This is a genomic window from Arthrobacter pascens (genome assembly GCF_030815585.1).
In the GTDB taxonomy this organism is placed as follows: Bacteria; Actinomycetota; Actinomycetes; order Actinomycetales; family Micrococcaceae; genus Arthrobacter; species Arthrobacter pascens_A.
In genome coordinates this window covers 3,987,855-4,007,144 of sequence record NZ_JAUSWY010000001.1, presented here as the reverse complement: position 1 = coordinate 4,007,144, position 19,290 = coordinate 3,987,855, and the positions used below count along the sequence as shown (strand labels likewise).

General features: G+C 65.1%; 23 protein-coding genes and 1 pseudogene. 13 read left to right on the top strand and 11 right to left on the bottom strand.

Translation table 11 applies throughout. The features are described from left to right. The first annotated feature begins 11 nt into the window (after nt 1-11). The 4 genes from QFZ30_RS18525 (at nt 12) to QFZ30_RS18510 (ending at nt 3,181) form a co-directional block, all read left to right on the top strand. Nucleotides 12-845, top strand: a complete 834-nt coding sequence (locus QFZ30_RS18525; RefSeq protein WP_307078722.1) for an alpha/beta fold hydrolase — start codon at nt 12-14, stop codon at nt 843-845. 96 nt (nt 846-941) lie between these two features. Further along, on the top strand, nt 942-1,532 hold the full coding sequence (locus QFZ30_RS18520) for a hypothetical protein (protein WP_307078720.1): 591 nt from the start codon (nt 942-944) through the stop codon (nt 1,530-1,532). A 103-nt stretch (nt 1,533-1,635) separates the two neighbouring features. After that, complete coding sequence (locus QFZ30_RS18515) at nt 1,636-2,442, top strand: hypothetical protein (RefSeq protein ID WP_307078719.1); 807 nt, start codon at nt 1,636-1,638, stop codon at nt 2,440-2,442. Beyond that, the gene (locus QFZ30_RS18510; RefSeq protein WP_307078718.1) at nt 2,432-3,181 is read left to right on the top strand and encodes a LamB/YcsF family protein; all 750 of its coding nucleotides are present in this window, start codon (nt 2,432-2,434) and stop codon (nt 3,179-3,181) included. The genes QFZ30_RS18515 and QFZ30_RS18510 overlap by 11 nt, the downstream gene beginning before the upstream one ends. Here QFZ30_RS18510 and QFZ30_RS18505 read toward each other — a convergent pair. Together QFZ30_RS18505 and QFZ30_RS18500 are read right to left on the bottom strand one after the other, a co-directional pair. Next, on the bottom strand, nt 3,178-4,842 hold the full coding sequence (locus tag QFZ30_RS18505) for an HNH endonuclease signature motif containing protein (protein ID WP_307078716.1): 1,665 nt from the start codon (nt 4,840-4,842) through the stop codon (nt 3,178-3,180). The two genes, QFZ30_RS18510 and QFZ30_RS18505, sit on opposite strands and share 4 nt — an antisense overlap. Nucleotides 4,843-5,008: 166 nt before the next feature. Further along, nucleotides 5,009-6,343: a DUF445 domain-containing protein gene (locus QFZ30_RS18500; protein WP_307078714.1), complete on the bottom strand. Its 1,335-nt coding sequence runs from the start codon at nt 6,341-6,343 to the stop codon at nt 5,009-5,011. A gap of 51 nt (nt 6,344-6,394) precedes the next feature. Here QFZ30_RS18500 and QFZ30_RS18495 point away from each other — a divergent pair, with 51 nt between their 5' ends. The 5 genes from QFZ30_RS18495 to QFZ30_RS18475 all read left to right on the top strand — a co-directional run bounded on the left by QFZ30_RS18495 (nt 6,395) and on the right by QFZ30_RS18475 (nt 9,237). Continuing rightward, nucleotides 6,395-7,303, top strand: a complete 909-nt coding sequence (locus QFZ30_RS18495; protein ID WP_307078712.1) for a glycerophosphodiester phosphodiesterase — start codon at nt 6,395-6,397, stop codon at nt 7,301-7,303. A gap of 159 nt (nt 7,304-7,462) precedes the next feature. Continuing rightward, nucleotides 7,463-8,209: an AzlC family ABC transporter permease gene (locus QFZ30_RS18490; protein ID WP_307078710.1), complete on the top strand. Its 747-nt coding sequence runs from the start codon at nt 7,463-7,465 to the stop codon at nt 8,207-8,209. Then, the gene (locus QFZ30_RS18485) at nt 8,206-8,517 is read left to right on the top strand and encodes an AzlD domain-containing protein (RefSeq protein WP_307078708.1); all 312 of its coding nucleotides are present in this window, start codon (nt 8,206-8,208) and stop codon (nt 8,515-8,517) included. Before QFZ30_RS18490 ends, QFZ30_RS18485 begins: the two co-directional genes overlap by 4 nt. A 98-nt stretch (nt 8,518-8,615) precedes the next feature. Continuing rightward, nucleotides 8,616-8,855 carry a hypothetical protein gene (locus QFZ30_RS18480; RefSeq protein ID WP_307078706.1) on the top strand — a complete coding sequence of 80 codons (240 nt, stop codon included), beginning with the start codon at nt 8,616-8,618 and terminating at the stop codon, nt 8,853-8,855. Between the two features lie 82 nt (nt 8,856-8,937). After that, nucleotides 8,938-9,237, top strand: a complete 300-nt coding sequence (locus tag QFZ30_RS18475; RefSeq protein ID WP_307078704.1) for a hypothetical protein — start codon at nt 8,938-8,940, stop codon at nt 9,235-9,237. 17 nt (nt 9,238-9,254) lie between these two features. On the opposite strand, the gene QFZ30_RS18470 is transcribed toward QFZ30_RS18475, so the two are convergent. Together QFZ30_RS18470 and QFZ30_RS18465 are read right to left on the bottom strand one after the other, a co-directional pair. After that, a complete protein-coding gene (locus QFZ30_RS18470) occupies nt 9,255-9,479 on the bottom strand; it encodes a hypothetical protein (protein WP_307078702.1) in 225 nt (74 codons plus the stop codon). Nucleotides 9,480-9,634: 155 nt separating this feature from the next. Further along, nucleotides 9,635-10,285 carry a TetR/AcrR family transcriptional regulator gene (locus QFZ30_RS18465; protein WP_307078699.1) on the bottom strand — a complete coding sequence of 217 codons (651 nt, stop codon included), beginning with the start codon at nt 10,283-10,285 and terminating at the stop codon, nt 9,635-9,637. Nucleotides 10,286-10,407: 122 nt separating this feature from the next. Between QFZ30_RS18465 and QFZ30_RS18460 the strand changes: the two genes are divergently transcribed. Beyond that, on the top strand, nt 10,408-10,731 hold the full coding sequence (locus QFZ30_RS18460) for a thiamine-binding protein (RefSeq protein ID WP_307078698.1): 324 nt from the start codon (nt 10,408-10,410) through the stop codon (nt 10,729-10,731). Nucleotides 10,732-10,872: 141 nt separating this feature from the next. Continuing rightward, nucleotides 10,873-11,550 (top strand): O-methyltransferase, encoded by a 678-nt coding sequence (locus QFZ30_RS18455; protein ID WP_307078695.1) that lies wholly within the window; start codon nt 10,873-10,875, stop codon nt 11,548-11,550. Nucleotides 11,551-11,889: 339 nt separating this feature from the next. On the opposite strand, the gene QFZ30_RS18450 is transcribed toward QFZ30_RS18455, so the two are convergent. The 5 genes from QFZ30_RS18450 to QFZ30_RS18430 all read right to left on the bottom strand — a co-directional run bounded on the left by QFZ30_RS18450 (nt 11,890) and on the right by QFZ30_RS18430 (nt 15,578). Continuing rightward, nucleotides 11,890-12,066 carry a CsbD family protein gene (locus QFZ30_RS18450; protein WP_307078694.1) on the bottom strand — a complete coding sequence of 59 codons (177 nt, stop codon included), beginning with the start codon at nt 12,064-12,066 and terminating at the stop codon, nt 11,890-11,892. Between the two features lie 296 nt (nt 12,067-12,362). Beyond that, nucleotides 12,363-13,484, bottom strand: coding sequence for a YihY/virulence factor BrkB family protein (locus tag QFZ30_RS18445; protein ID WP_307078692.1), 1,122 nt, complete (start codon nt 13,482-13,484; stop codon nt 12,363-12,365). An 86-nt stretch (nt 13,485-13,570) separates the two neighbouring features. Next, entirely contained in the window at nt 13,571-14,179 is a 609-nt protein-coding gene (locus QFZ30_RS18440) for a DUF3618 domain-containing protein (protein WP_307078690.1), read from the bottom strand. Then, complete coding sequence (locus QFZ30_RS18435; protein ID WP_307078689.1) at nt 14,176-14,607, bottom strand: phage holin family protein; 432 nt, start codon at nt 14,605-14,607, stop codon at nt 14,176-14,178. Before QFZ30_RS18435 ends, QFZ30_RS18440 begins: the two co-directional genes overlap by 4 nt. Next, nucleotides 14,607-15,578 (bottom strand): hypothetical protein, encoded by a 972-nt coding sequence (locus QFZ30_RS18430; protein ID WP_307078687.1) that lies wholly within the window; start codon nt 15,576-15,578, stop codon nt 14,607-14,609. Before QFZ30_RS18430 ends, QFZ30_RS18435 begins: the two co-directional genes overlap by 1 nt. A 188-nt stretch (nt 15,579-15,766) precedes the next feature. On the opposite strand from QFZ30_RS18430, the gene QFZ30_RS18425 reads away from it, so the two are divergent. Next, the gene (locus tag QFZ30_RS18425) at nt 15,767-16,270 is read left to right on the top strand and encodes a hypothetical protein (protein ID WP_307078685.1); all 504 of its coding nucleotides are present in this window, start codon (nt 15,767-15,769) and stop codon (nt 16,268-16,270) included. A 20-nt stretch (nt 16,271-16,290) separates the two neighbouring features. Here the strand turns inward: QFZ30_RS18425 and QFZ30_RS18420 are convergent, their stop codons facing one another. Next, nucleotides 16,291-17,343, bottom strand: a complete 1,053-nt coding sequence (locus QFZ30_RS18420) for an NAD-dependent epimerase/dehydratase family protein (RefSeq protein WP_307078683.1) — start codon at nt 17,341-17,343, stop codon at nt 16,291-16,293. Nucleotides 17,344-17,492: 149 nt separating this feature from the next. On the opposite strand from QFZ30_RS18420, the pseudogene QFZ30_RS18415 reads away from it, so the two are divergent. After that, nucleotides 17,493-18,248 (top strand): annotated as a pseudogene (locus tag QFZ30_RS18415) (sigma-70 family RNA polymerase sigma factor); the annotation flags it as partial. A gap of 23 nt (nt 18,249-18,271) precedes the next feature. On the opposite strand, the gene QFZ30_RS18410 reads toward QFZ30_RS18415, so the two are convergent. Next, nucleotides 18,272-19,243, bottom strand: a complete 972-nt coding sequence (locus tag QFZ30_RS18410) for a glycosyltransferase family 9 protein (RefSeq protein ID WP_373462860.1) — start codon at nt 19,241-19,243, stop codon at nt 18,272-18,274. Nucleotides 19,244-19,290: the final 47 nt, after the last annotated feature.

Sequence of the window (19,290 nt, the reverse complement as noted above, 5' to 3'; positions counted from 1 at the left end):
GGGCGCCCTCCATGGCTTTCATCACTGTAGGAACAGAAAACAGCACGGATATCGAGCTTTACTACGAGGACCACGGCAGCGGCCAGCCGGTTGTCCTCATTCATGGCTACCCGCTGGACGGCCATTCCTGGGAAAAGCAGAGCGCGGCGTTGCTCAAGGCCGGCTACCGTGTCATCACCTATGACCGGCGCGGCTTCGGCCGCTCCAGCCAGCCGACCACCGGGTATGACTACGACACCTTTGCGGCTGACCTGAAGGTGATTCTCGATACCCTGGACCTTCGCGAGGCTGTCCTCGTCGGGTTCTCCATGGGCACCGGCGAAGTGGCACGGTACCTGGGCACCCACGGATCCGAGCGTGTTGCGAAGGCGGCGTTCCTCGCTTCCCTGGAACCGTTCCTGCTGGAGACTGAGGATAACCCCACCGGTGTCCCGCAGCAGGTCTTCGATGACATCCAGGCTGCTGTCACGACGGACAGGTACGCGTACTTCTCGGATTTCTACCGCAACTTCTACAACACCGAAGACACCCTCGGCACCCGCCTGTCGGAAGAGGCACTTCGAAATAGTTGGAACGTGGCCGCAGGCGCATCCTGGTTCGCCTCCAGCGCGGCAGTGCCGACTTGGACCACCGACTTCCGTGCCGACATTCCCAAGATCGATGTACCGGCGCTCATCCTGCATGGAACTGCTGACAACATCCTTCCGATTGATGCAACCGGGCGGCCTTTCTACGAGGCCCTGCCCACAGCCGATTATGTCGAGATTGATGGGGCTCCTCACGGGCTGCTGTGGACTCACGCCGAGGAGGTCAACCAGGCACTGCTGGGCTTCCTGGCCAAATAGGGGTGGGCAGTCCGGGGTTCCCGCAGCTCCATTCGCGATGAGTCCGTCCGGCGCTGTCAGCTCCGGATTTCATACTGTCCGCCCTAGGCTCGAAGCATGGACAGTATTCCTGCCGCCTCGTGGCGGCGCAGCCTGGCCTTTGTGGGGTCGAATCCGGGCCTCGCGCTGCATCCAGTGGATGCCCGCGGGGTCCAGATTCCCGGCGAGGCAGCCAGCTGCTTCGCATCGTTCTGGATGGCCGATTGGTCGCGCTGGGGCAGTGGAAATGCGCTGCTTGTGGCCACCCTGCAGGGCTGGCGGAGTTACGGAACCAACGAATACTTCGCGTCAACTCTCGCCGCCGAACTGGCCCGCTATTTCCCGGAGGCAGCCAGGTTTCCGCTCAACGGGATCACGCATACCCAGGACGAATTCGACGTCGAACTGGACCTGGAGCGCGGATTCCGCGCCATCGGCCGCAAAGCTGAGCTTGAGCTCTCGGGCATCCTGGACCGCCGCCCATTTTCCTCACCGGACTTCCAACTGGGACCCAACTCCGCCGGGCTCAACAATGTGTACCTGCCGTGCAGCAGCGGCCGGCTCGCCGAATTCGGAGTGGAGTGGCCCGGCGCCGCAAGTGTCTATCCGGGACCGCGGGGGCCGTCGTCGTCGGGTTATATTGCCGTGGCCGAATCCTGGGTGATGTAGGGGCCAGCCCCGGCGTGGCCTAGTGTTAGGCACCCTTAGTGTTAAGGCAGGGCCGCAGCCGAGACCGCCAGCGGACAGAAGCAGGACAGAAGCAGAGGTGACCATGGCCAAGCGCCGCAATCCCGCAGTACGAATCGCTCAGGAAACCGCTCACAACGCGGTGTTCGACGCCGAAGGCAAGCCGAAACCCGGAGTCCACAACATGCTGCTCCGGGCGGTGGAGATCCAACGCCCGCTGGTGCTGGCGTACATCCGCCGTCTGCAGCGCAGACAACCCCGGGCGTCGGCGGCGCAGCTCGCAGTCAGGATGGAGCGCGACTACCTCGCGGCCGTGACCGGCGGCGGGGCGATAGTGGGTGCCACAGCGGTGGTGCCCGGGGTGGGGACCGTCGCCTCCTTAGGGCTGTCCGCCGCAGCCACCGTGGGCTTCCTTGAGGCCACCGCCCTGTATGCGACGTCGCTCGCCGAACTCCATGGCATCCGCCTGACGAACCCGGAAAAGGCAAGCACTATGGTTATGGCCATCATGCTGGGCGAGGAAGGAACAGCGCTGCTGGGGACACTGAGCGGCCAGGCCATGGGCAAGGGAGCGAGTGCACCCCAGGCCTGGGGAAATGTGCTCTCCAAGTCCATGCCCGTCTCGGGCTTCGGTGTGGTCCGGAACAAAATACAGAAGGCCTTCCTCAAGAACCTGCTGAAGCGCCAAGGGACTGCCCTGTTCGGCCGGGCGCTTCCGTTCGGCATCGGCGCGGTGGTTGGCGGTGCCGGCAACCTCATGATGGGCAGGGCGGTGGTGGCCAACGCCAAGGAAGCTTTCGGCCCCATGCCGGACACCATCCCCGGGGAGCTCACGGCCACCGCCGCGGCACCGGAGAACCTCACGCTGGAAGGCAAGAATCTTGGATCTTAACGCTGATCTCGGCGAATCATTCGGCTCCTGGAACATGGGAGACGACGCCGCGATGTTCCGGCTGGTCACCAGTGCCAACGTGGCCTGCGGCTTCCATGCCGGAGATCCCGTCACCATGCTGGACAGCTGCCGCGCCGCCTTCGAACTCGACGTCACCGTCGGCGCGCACGTGGGCTACCGCGACCTGGCCGGTTTCGGCAGACGCTCCCTGGACATGTCCTTCGACGAGCTCTTCGGCGACGTCCTGTACCAGCTCGGCGCCCTCGACGGCGTCGCCCATGCCGTGGGCGCATCTGTGGACTACGTCAAGCCGCACGGCGCCCTCTACAACCGCGTGTTCCACGACTCCGAGCAGGCCTCCGCCGTGGTGGCTGCCATCCAGGCCTACGACCCCGGCCTCCCGATTCTTGGCCTCCCCGGCTCGGAGCTCCTGATCCAGGCAAAGGAAGCCGGCCACCCGGTGTTCATCGAGGCCTTTGTGGACCGCGCCTACCTTGCCGACGGCACGCTGGTGCCGCGCTCGCAGGAAGGTGCCGTACTGCACGACGTCGACTCGATCGTTGAGCGGGCAGTGCGCCTTGCGACGAAGGGCGAGGTCGTGGCCGTGGATGGAACGGTAGTGGAGGTCAGCCCGGATTCGCTGTGCATCCACGGAGACACGCCGGGGGCCGTGGAGATGGCCGCCGGCGTCCGGGCAGGCCTGGAAGCCGCGGGCGTGGAGCTGGAGTCCTTCGCCTAGACGGCTTGGAATTCCGCCCATTCCGGCCAAGGCTCGTCGAGGCTCTCCCATGGCCAGACGTCATCCGGCAAGGGATCTTCGGGCATGGCCAGGCCACACCCCGGACCATGATCCAGGTCGGGTTCGGAGCCCAATGGAGGGCCGGGTTCCCAGTCCGGATAAGGGTCCGGTCCGCGGGCTGGGCCGAGTTCCCCATCCGGATCCGGGTCCCAGTCCGGATCCGGAGATTCGGGATGTTCCGGTTCGTCCGGCGGCCGCGTGACAGGACCAAAGAACTGGGCCGGCCAGCGGGGTGGTTCCCAGTCCTGTTGTTCGCTGGCGTAGTGGCGGCCGGTGGGTGAGGTCCAGCCGGGTGGTTTGTTGGGTCCGGCTCCGGAGGGTGTCCAGCTTGTTGTGTGTTTCAGGCGGTGATGCTTGCGGCAGGGTTGGCCGAGGTTGGTGATGCCGGTGGTTCCGCCGTCTGCCCAGGCGAGGACGTGGTCTGCCTCGTTGTCGAGGGAGTGGTTGTTGCAGCCTGGGAACGGGCATTTGCCGTCTCTGAGCCTGAGCCATTGGCGCATGGTTTTGGGGATGCGGTAGCTGGTCCGGCCGATTTCCAGGGGCGCACCATCCCGCGGATCGGTCAGCACCCGGTGGAAGGAATCGGCCCCGTCGGCAACGAGCCGGCGGGCCATGGAGGCCGGGATAGGCCCGTACCCGTCCAGGGTGGCCGGTCCATCGGTGGCACCGAGGAGGGACAGGACGGGAACAATGATGAGCACCTGCGCCGCCGGGGACGGGACACTATCTCCCGCGCCGGTGCCGCCTTCAGTTCCGCCACCGGCCATGTCGCCGGCCGTGTTGTTAGTCAGGAGCCAGGTGGCGGCCAGGTCGGCTCTGAGCTGCGTCACGGTCCTGGCCTCGTGCGGGCCCTGCAGGGCGCGGGCCGCGGTGGTGGTCCGTGCCCAGATGCCTGCTGCCTGATCTGCTGGGAGGTACGCGGAGAGCCAGGCCATCCCGTCCCTGTCCGGAGCATAGTCCAGTCGCCGGTCCTGGGCGCTTTTGGCGTGGCGGGTTTCGATGCTGACCCGGTGGTGGCGTTCCCGCCATGTCCTTGCCTTGTGCCGGAACCGGGACGGCAGGAGCTCCCCGGCCGGGCAGCCACCTGCCGGGTTCGGCGTTACCGGGTCCAGGAAATGGGCCTCCAACGCCTGGGCACCGGCGGGGTCCAGGCCCGCGGTTTCGTCGACCATCGCCCTGGCGTGCTGCCACGAAATCGACCCGGCCTCCAGAGCGGCGAGCGTCAGCGGCAGGGCGCTAGTCAGTTCGTGGGACTGGGTCAGCAGGGCCCCCGCGGCGCGTTCGCTGACCGTGAGGACGCACGCGACCTCCGCGACCACCGCCATCTCCTGGGCGGTGTGCTCCTGAGGCGAGGCAGCCGGGGTGGCCAAGGCTGTGGCTTTGTCGGCGTATCCGGCGGTGAGGTGCACTCGCAGGGCGGCCAGCATCGCGTCCACACGGGCCGATTCTGCGAGCCCGTCCAGGCACGCATCCGCCTGGTCACGGAGGGGATCGGGACCGCTCGAACCCGGGATGCCTGTCCCACGGCGCACCAGGGCAACGAGCGCAGCAGCTGAAGCCTCAAAGGCCTCCAACGTCTCGTCTGCTGCCGTCTTTTCCATACCTAAATCATCTTGCGAGGGTCTGACAATCACGGCGCAGCGGGTGGCCTATGTGGATATCCTGCGACCAACCGGGTCTTCACCGCAGCGATCTTGACCTCCACCCGGGCCGGCCCCCAAGTGTTCGTTCGCGCTGTTGGAAGCCCCGCGCGTGTTGAAACCCGAGCTAGCCGAACACCAGGTGCGCCACGGTGAAGATGGCCAGACCGGCAAGGGACCCCACAACGGTGCCGTTGATCCGGATGAACTGCAGGTCCTTTCCCACTTGGAGTTCGATCTTCCGCGAGGTTTCCTCGGCATCCCAACGGGCCACTGTTTCCGTGATCACGCCCGCGATGTCCGAGCGATAGGTCCGCACCAGGTAGCCGGCGGCGTCGCCGATCCAGGCGTTCACCTTCCCGGCCAGCTCGGCGTCGTTGACAAGACGTGAGCCGGAATCGCGAAAGGCCGCCTTGAACTTCACCGTCAATTCGCTGTCCGGATCGTCCACGGCGCTGAGCAGGGCGTTCTTCACCGTGCCCCACGTGCGGGAGGCGAGTTCGCGGACCTCCGGGTCGCCCAGGACCTGCGCCTTGATGTCCTCCGCGCGGGCAATCATCGCGGGATCGTGCTGCAGGTCCTGCGCGAGGTCGTTGAGGTACTTGTCGATCGACTGCCGCACCTGGTGATTGGGATCGGACTGCACGGCGCGGGTGAACTTGAGGATCTCCACGTACACCTTGTCGCCCACCAGCCCGTCCACGAACTGCGGCACCCAGGTGGGGGAGCGGTCCGAGACCAGCCGGCTGACGGTCTCATGGTTGTCGCTGACCCAGTCCGCTGCCCGGTCCACCAGCAGGTCCACCAGCTTGTGATGGTGCCCGTCGGCAAAAATCCGCTCCGCCATCCTGCCCACCGGCGGTCCCCACGGCGGAGCCAGCAGATGCTTGCGGACCATGCCCTCGATCACTGCCTGGACGTCGTCGTCGTTCAATACCTTGAACGCGCCGCGGATGACGGCGGCACCCTCCTTGGCCACGCGTTCAGCGCCGCCCGGACCGGCAAGCCATTCGCCGGCTTTCCGCGCGATGTTCACACTCGCGAGCTTGTCCTGGACCACCTGCTCAGACAGGAAGTTTGTCTCCACGAACTCACCGAGGGACGCCCCGATCTGGTCCTTGCGGTTCGGAATGATGGCGGTGTGCGGGATCTTAATGCCCATGGGGTACTTGAACAGCGCGGTGACAGCGAACCAGTCGGCCAGCGCGCCCACCATGCCGCCCTCCGCTGCCGCCCGTACGTACTGCAGCCAGGGGTATTCTTTCTGCAGCGCGAAGGCGAACACAAAAACGACGGCCATGGCGATGAGCAGCCCCAGCGCCACCAGCTTCATTTTCCGTAGCGCTGCCGCCTTTTCGGCGTCACCCGGACTGACTTGATGTTCGACGACGGCCCCCCTTGGGGCAGGACTGGAGGTCCGGTCCGGGGCGGGCCTGGTAGTTGTCTCAGAGTTCACCTGCATGTGCCCAGCCTAGTCCCGCACTCCACCAGCAGGGTGGGCTAGCGTGTCCTCATGACAACTGTCGAGTCTGTGCCGAAGAGGCCCCTGGTCTTTGCCCACAGGGGCTCCAGTGCGGCATTCGCCGAACACACCCGCGCCGCGTACCTCCAGGCCCTTGCCGATGGCGCGGACGGTGTGGAGTGCGATGTCCACCTCACCCGGGACCAGCACGCGGTGCTGCTCCATGACGCCAACCTGGACCGCACGTCCGACGGAACCGGGCCTGTTGCCGAACGTACCCTTGAGGAGCTGCGGCTTCTGGATTTCTCGTCCTGGAAGGGTGCCCGGATCCCGGAAATGTATGGTGCACGCTCCGAGCAGTTCCTCACCCTTCCCGAACTCCTGGACATCCTGCGCGCGGCCGGGCGGCCCGTCGGCCTGGCCATCGAGCTCAAGCATCCCAGCCCTTACCAGCTCAAGTTGGAGGACCGTGTGCTGGAGGTGCTCCGGAGCGAAGGCTGGGACCCTGGCACCTCGTCCCTGGACAACATCACGGTGACGTTCATGAGCTTCAGCCCGGATGCCGTCAGGCACCTGCTGCGGACGGTGCCCGCCGAGTTCATCTGCCAGCTGGTGGACGACATCGACGTTGACGAAATCCGCGAGGAGCTGGGCCTGGGCCCGTTGACAGGCGGCGCAATAGCCAACGTGATGAAGGCCGCGCAGCTGGAAGGCGAACGGATCCTTGATGAGTGCCAGGTGCGGCTGGCAGGACCGGGCATGAAGTACGTCCGCGAACACGCCCGCACCGTGCAGCGCTGGCTGGATTCCGGCCGTCGCTTCCGCGTATGGACCGTGGACAGCGAGCGCGACGTTGCGTTGTGCCAGGGCCTGGGCATCCACGAGATCACCACCAACATTCCGGCGAAGGTGCTGGCGCAGCTCCAGCCCGCCGGCTTGCAGCTCCAGCTCCCGGATTAGCTGCCTCATCAGCTGCTCATAGCGGCAGGCCCGCCGCTGTGATTGACCGTGGCTGTGATTGAGTTGATCCATGGCTTTTTACTGGTCACCCCGGACCACCCAATCTTTCTCCGCGGCAGCCGTGGGCGGCACGCAGTTGGCCAGCGCAGGGCGTGGGGTATGAAGCTCCTTGCTTCGCCCGCGGTGCGCGTGGGTCTTTCCATCAGCATCGCAACGGGTCTTTACGGGGTTTCCTTCGGCGCGCTCTCCGTCACCTCGGGACTCAACTTCTGGCAGACCATGGCGCTGAGCCTGCTGCTCTTCAGCGGAGGCTCGCAGTTTGCGTTCATCGGGGTGGTGGCCGGCGGCGGCTCCGGCGTTGCCGCCATGAGTGCAGCCACCTTGCTGGGCATGCGCAACGGTATCTACGGGATGCAGCTGAATGCACTCCTCCACCCAACGGGCTGGCGCAGATACGTGGCGGCACAACTCACCATCGACGAATCGACGGCCACGAGCACCGGCCAGGCCGATCCTGCCGAACAGCGACGCGGCTTCTGGGCGGCCGGCATCGGCATCTACGTCCTCTGGAATCTCTTCACTGCAGTGGGGGCGCTGGCGGGAGGCGGACTGGGCGACCCGAAACAGTGGGGACTGGATGGCGCCGCGGTTGCAGCCTTCCTGGCCCTCCTCTGGCCCAGGCTCAAGGGACGGGAACCAGTGGCCATCGCGGTGGTGTGCGCCCTGGCGACGGTGATCGCCGTGCCGTTCGTTCCCGCGGGCGTGCCAATCCTGATCGCCGCGGTGGTGGCTGCGCTGATCGGTTGGTTCAGCCATGGCCGCAGCGATGAAGGGCTGGAGCCGGATGTTGATCCGTACGCGGAACACCATCACGGCCACCACGGCACCGGGCAGGCAGGTACATGAACCTCTGGATCTGGCTGCTGCTGGCGTGCGCCCTTGCCTACGCATGGAAGCTGGTGGGCTATTTCGTTCCGGCCAGATTCCTGAAGGATCCGCGGATGTCACGGGTGGCCGGCACAATGACCATCGGCCTGCTGGCGTCCCTCACCATAGTCAATACGGTGGCGTCCGGCCAGTCCCTCGCGGCAGACGCGCGGCTGGGCGCCCTTGCCGTCGCCGCCATCGCCCTGGCACTCCGCGCACCTTTCCTGCTGGTGGTCGTTGCCGGTGCCAGCACGGCTGCATTGCTGCGGCTCATCGGATGGAACTGACCAATCTCTGGTGGCCTGGATCACAGACGCTGTACTATGAAGCTGGCTATGCAGCTGGCCGTGGACCTTCAGTTTGAGCCGAAACCATGGAAAAGCGAATGCACGCAGCCAGTGACAGATCCAGGATGCGCCGCACCTTTACTTCTGCCAGACGGCGCGCCGGAATGCCGGTCAAACGGTTCTTTACCCGGTTCCGTTCCCTCTCTGATGTTCCCGATGCGGACCTGGATTTCCTCTCGGAGGGCATCAGACTCACCATGGTCATCGGCCCGGGGTCGGCCACCGCACACCTCTACTGCCGTGCGCAAGGAAATACGCAGCAGGGAGTCCGCACTTAACGAATGAGCTGCTTCAGGACTGATCTGTGGTCCACTGGAGATAGACCGCAGCCCGGGATTGTGGTCAAAGGGAGGAATCGTGATGAACGAACGACTAGAGCCTGAAGCTGAGCAGGCAGGTGCGGGGCAGGGGGGCCAGACCCGTGTCCCCGCGTCCGAGACCCCTGCGAAGACACGGACTGCGTATCTGGATCCAAACGGATCCGAATCCACCAGGGAACTGCGTGACACGGCGCGCCGCCGGCGGGATGCCGAAGAAAAGCTGCAGCAGCACCTGATGGAAGCCAAGGAGCACGCCCAGGAGCACGATGTTGATCACCCTGGTCACGAACACCCCAAGGAGCGGCGCCACGACGGCAGTGTTCCAGGCAGCTCCAGCTAGCTGCGCGCAGAGTTTGGCTAGGCTACGCCGTGAATAGCGCCCCCGGGTAAAACAGCCCGGCGGGCGCTTTCCTCGACGGCCAGCTCGTACCAGACCTGTGCGCCGAATTCCGGCTCAGGGGTGTCAAGGTTCTGGTAGAGAGCATCCAAGAGATTGGCCAGCTCTTCCGCCGGGAGTGTGGGAAGGACCTCTTCAGGCCCGCGGGGATCACTGATGAACCGGGAGAGTTGTGAACTCCTCATTGCCAGTCGACCTGGTTCATTTGACGACGCAGAACGTGCTTCATGGGACGCTCCATCTGGGAAATTCAGAGGCTGGCTGCGTAACCTCCCTTGAGTGTATTCCAACGCGTAGACCCTCACAATGGCCCTGCGTGCGTTCGCTCCCCAGGCCAGCGCTAGCGGTGCCGTGAGTCTGCGGGCTGCGGACCCTGAATCTGGGCTGCAGGCAAGGGGACATGGGCGGGCAGCGGTCGGTGTGGCCGTTCGGTGCGGATGGCGTCCTCGATGAGCGCTACGGGACGTCGCCAGGCATCCGAACCCGGCTCCATGGTGTCCACGACGCCGATCAGCATGGCCAGCAGCCGGAACATATCCGTCATGGAGATGTCCGCCCGCAACGTGCCCTGGCCCTGCGCCCGGCCCAGCAGGACACCGATCGAATCGATCAGGGAGCCGGTGATCCCGGTCAGCAGTTCACGCCGCCCGGCCACAGCCCCCAGCAGGTTCGCGTCCGCGCTGGCTGCCGCCATGATCGCTTCGATGACCCGAAACAGCCCGGCGGCCGCGTCGATGTCGGCAAGGGCGTCGTCGATGACAGGGTCCACCGTCAGCCTGAGCTGGCGGTTGAGCGCGGCCAGGACCAGCTCCTCCTTGTCGGCAAAATTACGGAAAAGAGTGGCAGGGCCCACGCCCGCTGTGGTTGCGATGGTCTGCAGCGGCACGTCGGGACCGAAGTCGCGGAAGCACTGGCGGGCCGACGTGATGATCTTGTCGACATTGCGCGCTGCATCTGCACGGAGCGGTTTGCGGGCAACTGCGAGGTTCATTCGATCAGGTTAGCAACGCAGCCCGGGGCAATCACGGTTACTGAAGGGTAGGCGGTTATGTGACACGAGTGGTGTCCGCCGCCGGCCCGCGTGCCTGACCGCTGCCGTGGCAGACTGGCTGTATGTTGCTTGCATTTTCAGTCGCCCCGTCAGGCACTCCCTCCGGGGTTTCCCGGCCCTCCGACGCTTCAGTGCACGACGCCGTCGCCGCCGCTGTGAAAATCGTCAGGGAGTCAGGACTGCCCAACCGGACGGATTCGATGTTCACCACTATCGAGGGTGAATGGGATGAAGTGTTTGACGTGGTGAAGCGGGCCACTGAAGCCGTGGGCCAGTTCGGCAGCCGCGTCTCGCTGGTCATCAAGGCAGACATCCGGCCCGGATACACCGGGGAGCTCACCGCAAAGGTGGACCGCCTCGAAACGGCACTCTCAGACGGTTCCTGATCCCGTCGGTCCCACCCCTTGAGCTTTTGTCCAGATAATGGGCCCTAAATCGACCTTTGCGCCCATTATCTGGACACAAACTCCGAAGCCGGGAGGCGGGAATGGGTGGACCCGCGCCACGGCCCATGCCAGACTGTGGCCATGTTTGAGCATAAAACCCAGCCCGGTTGGGTGGCAGTGGAAGAATTCCTGACGGACTCCGTAGTACATCCTGATGGCGCCCTGCAGCGGGCAGTGCAGTCAGCCGTGGACGCCGGCATGCCGCCCATAGAAGTGGCGCCGAACGCTGGCAAACTCCTTAAGCTTCTGGTCCAACTCTCCGGTGCGCGCCGTGTCCTGGAGGTCGGCACGCTGGCGGGCTTCAGTACCATCTGGATGGCGCAAGGGCTTCCCGACGACGGCAGGCTGGTGACCTGCGAATACCTCACCAAACACGCTGACGTCGCCAGGGCCAACGTCGAAGCGGCAGGGCTGGGGCACAAAGTGGAGATCCGCGTCGGCGCGGCCCTTGACTCATTGGCGGCCCTGCAGGCAGAGGGCCAGGAGCCCTTCGATTTTGTCTTCATCGACGCGGACAAGGAAAACAACACCGGCTACTTGGAATGGGCCGTCCGACTAGGGAGGCCCGGCACCACGGTGGTGCTGGACAACGCCGTGTGGGAGGGTGCCGTGCTGGACCCGTCCCTGGACCAAGTCAACGCGCCGGGGATCATCAGTGCGCTGCAGCTGATGGGCGAGCATCCGCAACTGGATGCCACGGTGATCCAGACCGTGGGTTCCAAGGGATGGGATGGGTTCGCGCTGGCCCTGGTCCGCTGACGGGCGTCCTGGCATCCTCCGGCGCTGCAGCGGCGCCAGCCGGGCACCGTCGTCCAGATCCTAGTGCTGGACAGCTGCATGTCCTCGCCGAGGGTTTCCACGGCAGCGCTCGCACGAGGACCGGACACTTGTGGAGCGGCTGCGCCGGCGCGGGTTTTCGATTACATCCACGGACAGCATCCGTGTGCTGACCTCAGGCCCGACCCAAGCCCGGGCTCCGCAGGGATTCGGTGCGTATCTCCTTGCGCTCGGCAGGGAACCCGCGGTGGCCTTGGAGGGCTGACCAGCGGGAACCGTGAAAACTGCGTGCCCGGACTCGTGGGCCAGAGGCTGGTGTGCTCAGTCCTTCTTGAAGGCGTCCTTGACCTTTTCGCCGGCCTGCTTTAGGTCGGCCTTGGCCTGGTCCATCTTCCCTTCGTTCTTCAGGCTCTCATCATCGGTTGCCTCACCGGCGGCCTCTTTGGCCTTTCCGCCGAACTTCTCGCCGGTGTTTTCCATCTTGTCGTCCAAACCCATGGCATTTTCTCCCTGCGGCTTGATGCCGGCCAACGGAATGCCGGCCGGTCATGCTTAAATGCTAGCCAGCTTTCCCGGTTGCAGACAGGGCCAAAAAGGGGCTGACGCGGGAACTGGAAACGGACCGGCACATGGTGGGGTTCGAGGGGGCCGACGACGACTGGGGGGACTGGCCTCGATCTCAGACGAGGCCATCTCGCCGCCGACCCCGCCTGACACCCGGGCCTGCGATGACCCGGGAAATCTGGACAGAACCTGATTGTCAACATAATTTTCTCTCGTGTTGGAGGCCCTGCCTAGCCCCTTCCGCTGCGGTCGGTCCCGCTGCCGGTGTCCGAGGGGTTCTCCTGTCCGGCATCACGGCTGTGCCGCTCGCGGAGCTCGCGCCCGTGCCTGATGTCCTCCTCTTCCTGTTCCTGCAGTTTCTCGCTCTTCTTCGTGTCCCGCGGCGGCAGCTGGATGGTTTCCTCTGCTTCGATGCCGGCCTGGAGTTGGCGTCCGCGTTCCATCTCGGCGTCGAACTCCGCACCGAACAGCAGGGACATGTTAAGGATCCAGAGCCACAACAGCATCACAATCACGCCGCCCAGCGCGCCGTAGGTCTTGTTGTAGTTGCTGAAATTCGCAACGTAGAATGCGAAGCCCAGCGAGGCCAAGAGGAAAATCACCAGGGCGATGAACGAGCCGATGCTCATCCACCGGAACTTGGGCTGCTTGACGTTAGGCGTGGCGTAGTAGAGGACGGCGATGATCATGATGACCAGCGCCACGATCACGGGCCACTTGGCAATGTTCCATACGGTGAGGATGGTCCCGCTGAGACCGATGGCACCACCCACGGCTTCCGAGACCGGACCGCTGAGCACCAGCATGCCGGCGAGCAGGGCGACAATGACGACGGCGAGCAGGGTGACCGCCAGCATGGTTCCGCGGAGCTTCACAAAGGGGCGGCCCTCGTCCACTTCATAGACACGGTTCATTGCGCGGCCAAACGCGCCTACGTAGCCGGAAGCGGACCAGAGAGCGGTCGCCAGGCCCACGATGAGGGCAAACCCTGCAGCCGGGGACCCAGCAAGTTCCTCAATGGGGCCGCGGACGGTATCCACCGTTGATCCGGGGGCGATGCCCCGAACGATTTCCAGCAGAGCCGCCGTCGTTCTTTCCGCATCGCCGAAGATGCCCACGAGCGAAACGATCGCCAGCAGCGCCGGGAACAGCGACAGCACGGCGTAGTAGGTAAGTGCGGCCGCCAGATCGGGGCACTGGTCCTGGCTGAACTCCCTGAGTGTCTTTTTGGCTATGTACTTCCAGGACGGCTTGGTGACGTCGGTTGGGCTGTCGGGCTTCCGGGAGTCATCGGGGGCTGGAGCGCTGCCCGCCTTGGAGGTGCTCGTTTCGTATGAGTCCTGACTGGCCATGGAGCGTCCTCTCAATGGTGGTGAATAAACGGACAGGCCGGCTCCGCCGGAGGGAGGCTGGAGCCGGCCTGTCTGGTCTGCTGGCGTCAGGCGTTCTGGACGTGGTCCTTGGCATCGGTGGCCCGGTCCTTGACGTCCGCGGCGGCGCCTTGGCCCTCGGCCTTGACGTGCTCGGCGGCGTCCGCTGCGGTTGCCTTGACGTTTTCCATTGCTTCCTGGGCGGGTTCCTTCATACCCTGGGCCATGTCCTTTGCGGCCTCGGTCAGTTCGGTGGTGACTGGTTCTGCCGCGGTTTTGAGCGCGTCCGCTGCTTCGCGTTCCTTCTCGCTGGCAGGAATCAGCGAAGACAGCAGCAGCCCCGCCCCGAAGGCAATGAGGCCTGCGGCCAAGGGATTGCCCTGGGTCTTCGCCTTGACCTGGTGCGGGGCGTCGCCAATGGCGGCGCCCGCCTCGGTAAGCGGGTTGCCAGCGCTATCGGTACGGGCATGCATACCGGTGTGCATGCGTGCCGCAGCGTCATCTGCTGTGCCCATGATTTTCTCTTTCACTCCGAAGACGGCGTCTTTCACTTTGTCCGTCTGGCGGTGGACGATGTGGGACGGGGTGACTTTGTCCGCCACCGCGTCCACGTTGGTGCCTAGGCGTTCGCGGGTTGCTTCTATGTCGGCGCGGATGGCGTCCGGATTTTCACTCATCGTTTTACCTCACCGGGTTTTAGGGTTGGGGGGATTTCCTGGAGTGTTTCGGTGGTCTGGGGCATGCCTTTGACCGATTTGAGTTCCTTGCGCCCGATGGACGCCAGGACCGCGGCGATGATGCCCCAGATCAGGGCCACCACGACGGCGGACCAGCCCAGTCCCATCAGCTGGCCCAGGGCGTACCAGAGTGCGACTGAGAGGAACAGCAGGACGAAGTGTCCGGCCACTCCGGCGCCGGCGAGCATGCCGCCGCCTTTGCCCGCCCTGGACGCGGTCTGCTTCAGTTCGACCTTGGCAAGTTCCAGTTCCTGGCGCATGAGCGTGGACAAGTCGCGGGTGACCTCGCCCAGTAGATCGCCCAAGGAATTGTTGTCTGCCTTCGCGTGGGCTGCTTCCCCTGGAGTCTCCGGCATCTGGCTGCTCATCACGGCCTGCCAGTCTGGCCGTCCGCGGAGCGGTCCCGAGTGAGGGGGTCTTTGCCCATGGGATCATCGGCAAGCTCCCTCTCCTGGAGGGGATCGTCTGCCGTCCTGTTGCCGGACCAGGGTTCCTCTACCAGCTGGGGGCTGTCCAGCGGGCTCGCAGCGGTGGGGCTGTCGGCGTAGCTGCTTCCGGGAGCGCCGCCGTCGAACCCTGCCGTGGTGGTTGCCGGGCCGGGGAGCTGGACCGGCGGGGGCGGGACTGCGCCGCCTCCGGACGGCGTGAAGCCGCCGGGGATGCCCTGGTCCGTGCCGTACTGGTCACCGGTGTACCGGTCACCCGTGGACTGGCCGGTGTATCCGGCTGCGGAGCGCGGGGTGGACTCCGGTGCGCCGGCGCTCAGGCTGCGGCCGAGCCTTCCCGCCAGGACGCCGGCACCGGCTGCAAGGAGCAGGAAAGTACCGGGACGTTGCCGGGCAAAGCTCTTGACTTCATCCAGGAGTGATCCCGGGTCCCGCCCATCCAGCCATGCGGCCACTGAAGAGGAACGCTCTGCGGCCTGGCGGACGAGGTCTGAGGCGACTCCGGGCTGGTCCGAGGCCCGGGCCATGGCGTGCAGTTCATCCGAAACGGACCGTAGCCCGTCAGCTACCTTCTGCTGCTGCGCGCCAGCCTGCTGGGTGAGGTCAGTGCGGGCCTGGTGGAGGAGGTCCTTGGTGTTGGCTTTGACCTCTGTCGCGACGTTTGCCGCTTCAGCCTTGGCCGTTTCAGCCACGCCTTGGGCCGATTCCGCTGCAGTGCGGGCAACATCACCGGCCTCTTCCCTCACCGCATCCTTGCGGGAGGTCCCATAGGCGTCGCCTGTCTGGGGAGCCGCAGTGGCCGGCATAGTGCTGGCACTCTGCTCTCCGGTGGTTCCTGGGGTGGCCGGCGAAACCCGGAAGGCGGGGTCGTCGGACCATTGGTTCTCTGTCATCTTTGCTCTCTCTTTCCAAGAAGGCCAGCTGTTGATCAAGAACCAGCGATACTGGCCTAAAAATAGTAAGCATGATTACTAACAGAAGGTAAGTACCCTTGCTAAATTAGTTTTAACCGGACCTGAATGCCTGTCGCGCAGACATCGCCAGGGGTCGGTCACAACGAAGTGGGAAGAGGTGGGTAGCTTTGGAGACAGCACTGTGGATTTGGGTGGTTGTTGGCATTGTTGTGGTGGTGCTTATCGTTCTGTTCCTGGTGACAGGGCAGCGCCGTAAGGCGATGCAGCAGAAGCGCGACGAATCGCACCGCGAAAAAGCAGCTGAAATCCGCCGCAAGGCCGAGAATATCGAGTTGGATGCCCGCGAAAATGAGGCCAAGGCAACCCGCGCACGCGCCGACGCCGAGCAAGCAGAAGTTGAGGCCGCCCGGCTGAAGCAGGAAGCCGAGCAGCGCGCAGCTGATGCCGGATCCCTTCGCGAGGATATGGCCAAGCAGAGCCAGAAGGCCGACGCCGTTGACCCGGACAAGAATCCGGACCGGGATGTCCGGACTGGCCGTGGGGACCGGAGCGGGCCGGAGGCGGGTGCGGACGAGGGGATGCGCACGGACAAAGGCATGCGCACGGACGGGGATCCGCATGGTGACCGGGATGCCCGAACTGACCGGGATAATCCACGTTCAGCCGTCTAGGGCATATCCGGAACTTCCGGTTAAGGCTTCGGCGATGTCCGCCGCGGTTTCAGGGCGGGGGAGGGAGACACTCCTTCCCCCGCCCCTATGCCGTCCAGGACCTGGGCGATGGCATCGATGGAGGACATCCGCGGCTCCCAGTCCAGCAGTTGGCGGGCGCGGCTGGTATCCATAACCGGGGCTTCGGCGGCCATGTCCACCCATCCGGAGTCCGTGGGCTGGAGCCGGAGCTTCCATGTAAGTCCGGCTAACGCATGCAACAGGGCCATTGGGATGGGCAGGATTCGTCTGGCCCGCAGGAGCCGGCCCAGTTCCTGCGGCGTGACAACTGGCTCCGCCGCAATGTTGAAGGCGCCGGACTCGCGGCGGTCCAGGACCTGCCAGTACGCCTCGGCAACATCGTCGGCATGGACCGCCTGGAAGATCAGGCCGTCCGGCGCGGGCAGCATGGGTATCCAAGGCCGTCGCGGCAGGAGCCGGGGTATCAGTGGTCCCAGGAAGTACCGTCCGATTTCACTCCCGGCGCTGCGTTGGAAGGTCAGACCAGGCCTGAGCCTTGCCACCCTCACGCCTGGCTGTTCCTCTTGGAAGCGGTCCAGCAGGCCTTCCTGTTCCGCCTTGTGCCTGCTGTAATGTGACCCAGCCATCCCGCCGGCGGGCCAGGATTCGTCGGTCCTTTGATCCTTCGGGGCTTTGCTGTAGGCGCCGACCGATGAAGCGCACACGATATGCGCCGCGCCTGCTTGCCTGGCCGCTTCCAGGACATTGCTGGTACCCGTGACGTTGGTCCGGTGCAGGGCCGCCAGATCCCGGTTCGGCTGGACCTGCCAGGCCAGATGGACCACGGCGTCCACGCCGGCCAGGGCCGAGCGGAGGAGTGGAAAGTCGGCATCCCGGCCCACGTCCAACGTGTGCCATTCCACCCCGGCGTACGGCGGCAGGGTGGCGTCCGGGCGCCTCCGGCTGATGCCCACGAGCTCTAGGTTTCCGGGCCGTTTAGTCGATTGGGTTTGAAGGTTGCGGAGAAGCGCTGTGCCAACGTTCCCGCTGGCTCCGGTGATAGCGATGCGCATGCCGAGGTCTCCTTCGCGTGGGATGGGCGGTTCCGCCCTGCACACCGAGCCTATATCCAGCAAGCATTGTCTTATAAGTAGCCTTATGATTTCCTACTGCTAAGTCTTGCCGCAGGCTTTCCGACTCCGAACCGGAAGGAACCGTCGACATGCCTGAGTTTCTTGGCGCGCTTGCTTTGGAGAATACTCCACTCGAGTCGCTGGATCTTCCGCCACAAAAATTCGCTCCCAAGGGCGGACGGCTGCGCGAGACCTTCGAAAACGAGCTGGTACTGTCCCACCTGGACCTGGCTGAAGCGCTGGCCGCTCGATTTGAGGCCCGCGGCCGGGAGAGGGACGACCTTAACCAAGTGGCCTATCTGGGCCTGGTGAAGGCTGCCCGCGGCTTCGACCAGTCCAAAGGCGACAGTTTTCCGGCCTACGCTGCGCCCACTATTAACGGGGAATTGAAGAGGTACCTCCGGGACCGGAGCTGGGTGATCAGGCCGCCACGGCACATCCAGGATCTTCGCTCCCGTCTCTTCCGCGTGGAGCCGGAGCTGGCCCAGGTGATGGGCCGGAGCCCGAGCGTTGAAGAGCTGGCCCAGGAACTCGGAGTGAAAGCCGCCGAGGTGCAGGAGGCTATTTGCGCTTCCAGCAGCCTGCATCCGGATTCGATCGATGCCGTGAGTCCGCACAATGACGCCCCTCCGATTGCGGAGGTGCTCGCGTCTCCCGAAGCGCCCCTTGAGCGGCTTGACGAGCTGGCTTGCCTGCGTGAGGCCATGGAGGAACTTGCCCCTGGAGACCGGGAACTGCTGTACCGCCGTTACTTCTGCGAAGAGACGCAGGTGCAACTGGGCCAGCGGCTGGGAATGACGCAGATGCAGGTTTCGCGCCGCCTGGCCCGTGTGCTCGTGGAACTCCAGCACAGACTCGTGGAAGGAAGCTATGGTGCGGATTCCAGCTCTGCCACTGCCTCCAGCACATCCCCTGCCGTCACCCCAAGAATGGCCGGGTCCGGGCTGTCCGCGAACGGGTCGCCGCGCCGCAGCCGTCCCCGCGTCAACACCAGGTGAGGCCCGGGCGGCGGCCCCCAGCGTTCCGGGGCCACTGGCCCGAAGAGGACAATGGAAGGCCGGGCATAAGCCGATGCCAGGTGCGCTGCCCCGGTGTCCGCTGAGATCACCAACCGCGCACCTGCGATGCAGGCGGCAAAGGCCTGCAGTTCCAGCTCGCCCGCAAGAACCGAGACTTCGGGCAGCCCGGCCAGGCGGCAGACTTCCACTGCCCTGCCGCGCTCCTGGGCGCTTCCGGTGAACACCACCTGATGGCCGCGGGAAGACAGTTGTCTGGCCACGCGCGCAAACCGCTCGGCTGGCCACAGCCTGCTGGGAAAGGCGGCGCCCACATGGACCACCGTGGCGCCGGGAAACTTTGTTGGGGTGGACGGAGTGCGCAGTGCGCAATCCCGCGGGTCGGCGTTGATGCCGTGCCAATGCAGCAGACGCGTCCAGCGCTCACGCTCGTGCAGGTCTTCCACCCACGCTGGCCCGTCGCCGTCGCCGTCGCCGTCGCCGTCGCTGGTGCAGTGCTGCAAAATTCTCCGGGCGCCGATGGCTTCGAGCCGTTCACTGCTCTGGGGGCCTTTGCCGTGCAGGTTGACGGCGACATCCACCTCTCCGGGGCGCACCGGGATGGGGGCTTCAAGCCCGGACAGCGGCACCAGTTCGTAACCGCCCACCAGCTCCAGCGCACCGGCCAGCCACCCGGGCGCAGCATAGCGCAGGCGATAGCCCGGGAATGCTCTCCGCAAGGCGCGCAGGGCGGGAACAGCCACGAGCAGATCGCCGAGGCCCAGGGCCCGGAGCACCAACAGTTGGGGCCGGACGTCAGCTGGCCCTTCATCCGAGATATCCATGGTCCCGCCTTTCCTTCCAGCTCTGGGTCTCTCTTCTACGCAGCCGT